The organism is Phenylobacterium sp. (assembly GCF_030646615.1).
GTDB lineage: Bacteria > Pseudomonadota > Alphaproteobacteria > Caulobacterales > Caulobacteraceae > Phenylobacterium.
On record NZ_JAUSLG010000039.1, the window covers coordinates 20,533 to 28,149 of the forward strand.

The window sequence follows — 7,617 nt, forward strand, 5'->3', positions numbered from 1 at the left end:
ACGCCCCCTGCCCCTAGGGCGCGAAGACCCTAAAGTCGCAGGACCGTGGTCTCGACCACGGGCCGACGGCCCCAAACCCGTTGGCAGGCCTTTTTGACGGCCCGCGACATGGCGGTTTCGACGGCCTGGTCCAGGTCGCGGTCTGCACCTGACAGGCGTGACAAGGCGCGCTCGGCCTCTTCGGCCAGGTCGTCGAGGGCCTCCTCCAGGGGATAGTCGTCATCGGTGGGCATGCCGATGGCGCGCACCTGCGGCCCCGAGGTGATCTTCCCGCGGCTGTCCAGGGCGACAGCCACCGTGACCACGCCGTTGTGGGCGGCATGGCGGCGCTCGCGCAGGGCTTCGCCGTTCTCGCTGACCACCACATTGGCGTCGACATAAAGGCGGCCGGCCGGGGTTTCGTCGATGATCTCAGCGCGGCCAGGCGCCAGGCGAACCATGTCGCCGTTGCGCGGGGCGACGGTCTGCGGAACCTGAAGATCCCGGGCGAAGGCCGCGTGCTCCAGCAGGTGGCGGCGCTCCCCATGGGTGGGGATGGCGATCTCCGGACGGGCCCAGGCGTACATGCGCGCCAGCTCGTCCCGGCAGGGGTGACCCGAAACGTGGATCCCGGGATGGTCCTTATCGGTGTAGAGCCGCACGCCGCGGTCGGCCATGCGGTTCTGCAGGTTGCGAATGGCGATCTCGTTGCCTGGGATGACCCGCGAGGAGAAAACGCAGGAATCGCCCTTGCTCAGGTTCACATGGGGATGGGTCCCCTCGGAGATCCGCGACAGGGCCGCACGGGCCTCCCCCTGGCTGCCGGTGCAGAGATAGAGGATGGAGTCGGCGGGGAAGTAGCCGGCCTCGCTCTCGTTGACAAAGTCCTTCAGCCCCTTGAACAGGCCGACCGACCGGGCGGCAGCCGCCATCCGGTGCATGGAGCGCCCCACCAGGCAGACCCGGCGGCCATTGGCCTCCGCGGCCCGGATCACCGAATCCATCCGCGCCACATTGGAGGCGAAGCAGGCCACCGCCACCTTGCCCTTCAGCTGGCCGATCAGTTGCGCCAGCGCATCGCGGACATCGGCCTCGGAGCCGGCTTCGCCGTCGACGAAGACATTGGTGGAATCGCAGACCATGGCCAGGACGCCCTCGTCCCCCAGCTGGCGGATGAAGGCCTCGTCGGTGGCTTCGCCCAGCACCGGGTCGGGATCGATCTTCCAGTCGCCGGTGTGCAGGACGGTGCCCAGGGGCGTGCGGATCGACAGGCCGTTGGGCTCGGGGATCGAGTGGGTCAGGGTGATCAGGTCGATCTCGAAGGGGCCGAGGGTCACGCGGCCGCCCAGCGGCACCACATTGATCTCCACCTGGCCCTCAAGGCCCCCTTCCCGCAGCTTCTCGCGCAGCAGGAAGGCGGTGAAGGGCGTGGCGTAGAGCGGCGCGCGCAGCCGCGGCCACAGCCAGGCCACCGCGCCGATATGGTCTTCGTGGGCGTGGGTCAGGACGATGCCGAGGATGTCGTCGGCATGCTCCTCGATGAATTCCGGATCAGGCAGGATCAGGTCCACCCCCGGAGTCGTCAGGTCGCCGAAGGTCACGCCGAGATCGACGATGATCCACTTGCGCGCATGGGGCGGCCCAAAGCCGTACAGGTTGAAGTTCATGCCGATCTCGTTCGACCCGCCGAGCGGGAGGAAGACGAGTTCGTCCTGGGTCTTATTGGCGGCCATCAGGCGCCTCCGAGGTTGCGGCGGTGGATCTCCAGCAGACCCCGTATGGTCAGGTCGGGATCGAAATGATCGATCGCCAGACTTGCCCCGTGGAAAAGCGAAGCGACGCCGCCGGTTGCAATCACCGTCAGCGGTTGCGGCCATTCGGCCTTGATCCGGGTGATCAGGCCCTCGATCAGCGCAATATAGCCCCAGAAGACGCCCGACTGCATGGCGCCGACCGTGTCCTTGCCGATCACCTGCTGGGGCTTCTGGATCGCCACCCGCGGCAGCTTGGCGGCGGCCGCATGCAGGGCCTCCATCGAAAGATTGATCCCCGGCGCGATCACGCCGCCCTCGAAACCACCGTCCTCGGCGATCACATCGAAGGTGGTGGCGGTGCCGGAGTCGATGACGATCAGCGGCCCGGAATATTGGATATGGGCGCCGATGGCGTTGACCAGGCGATCGGCGCCGGCCTCCGAGGGCTTGTCGATCCGCACGGCGATCCCGAGCTTGGCGTTCTCGCCGATCACCAGGGGCTCAACGTGCAGGTAGCGGCGGGCCAGGTTGCGCAGGTTGAAGATCGACTGCGGCACCACGCTGGAGATGATGCAGGCGTCCAGCACCCCGAACTGCAGCCCGGCCATGTGCAGCAGCTGCGAGAGCCAGACGGCGTATTCGTCGGCGGTGCGCGTGGAGTCGGTGGCCGCCCGCCACTGGGCGATCCAGGTCTCGCCGTCGTGCACGGCGAAGAGGGTGTTGGTGTTGCCCTGTTCGATGGCCAAGAGCATCAGGCGTCTCCAAAGAAAACATCGCCGGCGGTGATCCGCCGGACCTGACCATCAGCCAGACGCAGCCGCAGGGCGCCGTCGGCCTCCATGCCCTCGGCGATCCCCTCCACCGTCTCCTGCGGCAGGCGGGCGACGCAGGGCTGGCCCAGGCCATGGGCCCGCAGGGTCCAGCCCTGGGCGATGGCGGCGAAGCCCCGGCCGGCCCAGAGACTACGCCAGGTTTCGAAGGCCGTCGCCAGGACCCCAAGGGCCTCCTGCGGACTGGGGGGAGCCCCAGCCATATGTTCGGCGAAGGTCGCCGACGGGCGCTCGGCGGCCACCGGCGCAGCGGCCAGGTTGACGCCGATGCCGACCGCCAGCCAGATGCGGCCGTCGGGCCGCGCGCCGGATTCCACCAGAATGCCGGCGGCCTTGCGCCCGCCGATCAGCAGGTCGTTGGGCCACTTCACGCTCACAAGGTCGGCGCCCAGGAAACGCTCGGCCAGATCGGCGGCGGCCAGGGCGGTGACGAAGGACAGTTGCGCCGCCTCAGCCGCCGGCCGGTCGGTGACCATCAGCAGGGTGGCGGCCAGATTGCCCGATCCCGTCTCCCAGGGTCGGCCGCGGCGGCCTCGCCCGGATGTCTGGTTGAGGGCGGCGATCCACTGGGGGCCCGCCTCGCCGGCCTCGGCCCGTCGGCGGGCCTCGGCATTGGTGGAGTCGAGCTCGTCGTAGAACGCGATCGGCGGGTGGACGCTGGCCAAATCAGGCCAGGCCGAAAGCGGCGGCCGCAGCCGCAGCCAGCGGATCGATGAAGGCCAGAGCCACCAGGACGACCGGGAAGGTGAACAGGGCCAGCGCAATGGCGATCGCCTTGGCCTCCACCGGCGGGGCGTCGGTGGCGCCGACGGCGGGATCGAACCACATCACCTTGATCAGGCGCAGATAGTAGAAGGCCGCGACCACGCTGCCGACCAGGGCCACGACGGCGGCGACGCCGAGGCCCGCCCCAATGGCCGCCTTGAACACATAGAACTTGGCCCAGAAGCCCGAGAAGGGCGGCAGGCCGAGCGCTGACAGGGCGAACGCGCTCATGGCGAGCGCAATGCCGGGGCGTTCCTTGAACAGGCCGGCCATGTCCGAAATGGTCTCCATCGGACGACCGTCCCGCGACAGGGCCGCCAGGCAGGCGAAGAAGCCGGTCACGTCGACCATGTAGAGGACCATGAAGACCAGCATGGCCTGAATGCCGGCGGCGTCGCCCGAGGCCAGGCCCAGGACGGCGTAGCCGATATTGGCGATCGAGGAATAGGCCCACAGACGCTTCAGATTGCTCTGGGCCAGGCCGGCGAAGGCGCCGACCGCCACGGAGGCGAGCGCGATGATCACCAGAATCTGGCGCCACTGGTCCGCCGCGCCGCCGAAGCCCTCGGCCAGGACCCGGGCGAACAGCACCATGGCCGCCATCTTGGGGGCCGCGCCGAAGAAGGCGACAACCGGGGTCGGCGCGCCCTCATAGACGTCCGGCGTCCACATGTGGAAGGGCGCGGCCGAGATCTTGAAGGCCAGGCCGCAGATCAGGAAGACGAGGCCGAACAGCACGCCGACGCCCGCCCCGCCCTCGACGGACTGGGCGATGACATCGAAATGGGTCGAACCGGCGAAGCCATAGATCAGCGAGGCGCCATAGAGCAGCAGCCCCGAGGACAGGGCGCCCAGGACGAAATACTTCAGGCCGGCCTCGGACGCCTTGGCGTTGTCCCGGTGAATGGCGGCCAGGACATAGAGCGCCAGGGAGTGCAGCTCGACGCCGATATAGAGCGAGATCAGGTCCCCGGCCGAGGCCATCATCCCCATGCCAAGCGCGGCCAGGATGATCAGGACCGGGAACTCGAAATTGTTCACGCCGCGGCGCTGGAACCACGGCTGGCCGAGCGGGATGGCGATGGCGCTGGCGGCGTAGATGGCCACCTTGGCGAAGGCCGAGGCCTGGTCGGCGATCAGGCCGCCGGAGAAGCCGCGGCCCATGGGACCGAGCACGGCCGCGGCGCCGGCGGCGACCAGCAGGGCCACGGCGGCCAGGCTGAACACCGCGTTGGCGCGGCTCTGGAAGGCGCCCCAGACCAGCAGGGCAAGGGCGCCTGCAGCCAGGATCACCTCGGGAAGGGCGAGGCTCAGATCAGCGGAGAAATTCATCGCAAAAGCCCCCTCACCCGCCGGTCGCAGCGCGGTAGACCGCGACCAGATTGTCGACCGAGGCCTGGGTGATGTCGAAAACGGCGGCCGGATAGATGCCGAGATAGAGGGTCCCCAGGATCAGGGGGGCGAAGATCGCCACCTCCCGCCAGTTGAGGTCCTTGATCTCGGCCAGGGCCGGATTGGTGAGCTCGCCGAACACGACCCGGCGATAGAGGCTGAGCGCATAGACGGCCGAGAGGATGACCCCGGTGGCCGCCACGATGGCCGCCCAGGTGGAGGCCTGATAGGCGCCGGTCATGGTCAGGATCTCGCCGACGAAGCCCGAGGTGCCCGGCAGGCCGACATTGCCCATGGTGAACAGCAGGAAGATGGCCGCGTACCAGGGCATCCGGTTCACCAGGCCGCCATAGAAGGCGATCTCGCGGGTGTGCATCCGGTCATAGACCACCCCGACACAGAGGAAGAGCGCGCCGGAGATCAGACCATGGCTGACCATCTGGAAGATGGCGCCCTGCTCGCCCTGGGCGTTGCCGGAGAAGATGCCCAGCGTCACGAAGCCCATATGGGCCACGGAGGAATAGGCGATCAGCTTCTTGATGTCGGTCTGCCGGAAAGCGACCAGCGAGGTGTAGACGATGGCGATCACCGACAGGGCGAAGACCAGCGGCGTGAAAAACACCGAGGCGTCGGGGAACATGGGCAGGGAGAAGCGCATGAACCCATAGCCGCCCATCTTCAGCAGCACGCCGGCCAGGATCACCGAACCGGCGGTGGGCGCCTCCACGTGCGCGTCGGGCAGCCAGGTGTGCACCGGCCACATGGGCATCTTCACCGCGAACGAGGCGAAGAAGGCCAGCCACAGCCAGATCTGGATCTCCTGACCGAAGTCGTAGGTCATCAGCTCCGGGATCGAGGAGGTGCCGGTGATGCCGATCATGCCGAGCACCGCGGCCAGCATCAGCACTGAGCCCAGCAGGGTGTAGAGGAAGAACTTGAAGGCCGCATAGACCCGGTTCTTGCCGCCCCAGACCCCGATGATCAGGAACATCGGCGCCAGGCCGAACTCGAAGAAGACGTAGAAGAGGATCAGGTCGAGGGCGCAGAACACGCCGATGACCAGGGTCTCCAGCGCCAGGAAGGCGATGAGATATTCCTCGATGCGATGCTCGATCGAACGCCAGGAGGCGGCGATGCAGAGCGGCATCAGGAAGGCGGTGAGCACCACGAACAGCACCGAAATGCCGTCCACGCCCATGCGGTAATGGAGTCCGCCGAACCAGGCGAAGTCCTCCACGAACTGGAAGTCGGCCGTCGTGCGGTCGAACTGGCCGAGCATGACCAGGGACAGGGCCAGCGTCACCAGGGTGGTGACGAGCGCGACCCATTTGGCTAGGTCAGCCGACCTGGCGCTACCGGCTGGCGCAATGAACCGCAGGGCCAGGATGGCCGCGATGCCCGCGACGGGCGCGTAGGTGATGAGCGAGAGAATGCCGGTCATGACTTATCCCCGCCTCAGGCCGCCCAGGCGTAGAGGGCGAAGGACAGAAGCCCCGCCACCCCAAGCAGCATCACAAACGCATAGTGGTAGACGAAGCCGGTCTGCAGCTTGCCGGTCCGCCGGCCGATCGCCGCCGATACCGCAGCCACGCCGTTGGGTCCGACGCCGTCGATGATCTTCTGGTCGCCGACCTTCCAGAAGAGGTCGCCCAGGCCGCGGGCGGCGCGCACGAAGGTGGCGTTGTAGAGCTCGTCGAAGAACCACTTGTTGTAGAGGAAGGTCCAGACCGGCCCCTCCTTGGCCGCCATCCGGGCGCCGAGGCCCTCGCGCAGCACATAGATGTAGAAGGCGATGGCCAGGCCCAGCATGGACGCCACCAGCGGCGCATAGAGCACCCACTGCGGCACATGGTGGGCATGTTCCAGCACATGGTTGGTGGGCGCGGTAAAGATGGCGCCGCGCCAGAACTCGGCCTGATGGTCGCCGACGAAGTGCTCGACGAAGACAAAGCCCGCCGCGACGGCGCCCAACGCCAGGAGCAGCAGGGGAACCACCATCACCAGGGGGCTCTCGTGCGGCGTATGCGCGTGATGATGCCCATGATCATGGGCGTCCGGCAGAGGCTCGTCATGGGTCTCATGCTGGGCCGGCGCATGGGCGTGGTCGTCATGGGGCTCGTGACCCCATTTGGCGTGACCGTGGAAGGTCATGAAGGCCAGGCGCCAGGAATAGTAGGCGGTCAGCGCCGCGGCCAGGATGCCGATCACGAAGGCGAAATAGGCGATGCCGTTCTCTTCGCCGGCGGCATAGGCCGCCTCGATGATGGTGTCCTTGGAATAGAAGCCGGCGAAGCCCAGATGCAGGTCGGGGATGCCGAAGCCGGTGATGGCCAGGGTGCCGATGACCATCACCGCATAGGTGACCGGCAGCAGCTTCCAGAGGGCGCCCATCTTCCGCATGTCCTGCTCGTGGTGCATGCCGTGGATCACCGAGCCGGCGCCGAGGAACAACAGGGCCTTGAAGAAGGCGTGGGTGAACAGGTGGAACATGGCCGCCTGATAGGCGCCGACGCCCGCCGCGAAGAACATGTAGCCAAGCTGCGAACAGGTCGAATAGGCGATTACCCGCTTGATGTCGTTCTGGGCCAGACCCACCGTGGCGGCGAACAGGGCCGTGACCGCGCCCACCAGGGTGACGATCTGCTTGGCCACCGGCGCATATTCGAACATCGGCGACAGCAGGCAGACCATATAGACGCCGGCCGTCACCATGGTGGCGGCGTGGATCAGGGCCGAGACCGGGGTCGGGCCTTCCATGGCGTCCGGCAGCCAGGTGTGCAGGAAGAACTGGGCCGACTTGCCCATGGCGCCGACGAACAGCAGGGCGCAGGCGAGGTCCATGGCGTGCCAGGTCTGGCCGGCGAACTGCCAGCCGACGGCGGCGAATTCCTCAACCC

6 protein-coding genes are annotated in these 7,617 nt (G+C 67.5%); all 6 read right to left on the reverse strand.

The window, feature by feature from the left end:
* Window positions 1-29 precede the first annotated feature (29 nt).
* On the reverse strand, window positions 30-1,712 hold the full coding sequence (locus Q7S93_RS06680) for a ribonuclease J (protein ID WP_304712962.1): 1,683 nt from the start codon (window positions 1,710-1,712) through the stop codon (window positions 30-32).
* Window positions 1,712-2,488 (reverse strand): type III pantothenate kinase, encoded by a 777-nt coding sequence (locus Q7S93_RS06685; RefSeq protein WP_304712968.1) that lies wholly within the window; start codon window positions 2,486-2,488, stop codon window positions 1,712-1,714. Before Q7S93_RS06685 ends, Q7S93_RS06680 begins: the two co-directional genes overlap by 1 nt.
* Window positions 2,485-3,228: a biotin--[acetyl-CoA-carboxylase] ligase gene (locus Q7S93_RS06690; protein WP_304712963.1), complete on the reverse strand. Its 744-nt coding sequence runs from the start codon at window positions 3,226-3,228 to the stop codon at window positions 2,485-2,487. The genes Q7S93_RS06685 and Q7S93_RS06690 overlap by 4 nt, the downstream gene beginning before the upstream one ends.
* 1 nt (window position 3,229) lies before the next feature.
* A complete protein-coding gene (gene nuoN, locus Q7S93_RS06695) occupies window positions 3,230-4,660 on the reverse strand; it encodes an NADH-quinone oxidoreductase subunit NuoN (RefSeq protein ID WP_304712964.1) in 1,431 nt (476 codons plus the stop codon).
* Between the two features lie 13 nt (window positions 4,661-4,673).
* Window positions 4,674-6,161, reverse strand: coding sequence for an NADH-quinone oxidoreductase subunit M (locus Q7S93_RS06700; RefSeq protein WP_304712965.1), 1,488 nt, complete (start codon window positions 6,159-6,161; stop codon window positions 4,674-4,676).
* Window positions 6,162-6,175: 14 nt separating this feature from the next.
* Window positions 6,176-7,617: NADH-quinone oxidoreductase subunit L (nuoL, locus tag Q7S93_RS06705; RefSeq protein WP_304712966.1), on the reverse strand; the 1,442-nt coding region annotated here is incomplete at its 5' end.

Coding starts and splice junctions, on each gene's coding strand:
- Q7S93_RS06680 (WP_304712962.1), bottom strand. CDS start 1,712: ATGGCCGCCAATAAGACCCAGGACGAACTCGTCTTCCTCCCGCTCGGC.
- Q7S93_RS06700 (WP_304712965.1), bottom strand. CDS start 6,161: ATGACCGGCATTCTCTCGCTCATCACCTACGCGCCCGTCGCGGGCATC.
- nuoN (WP_304712964.1), bottom strand. CDS start 4,660: ATGAATTTCTCCGCTGATCTGAGCCTCGCCCTTCCCGAGGTGATCCTG.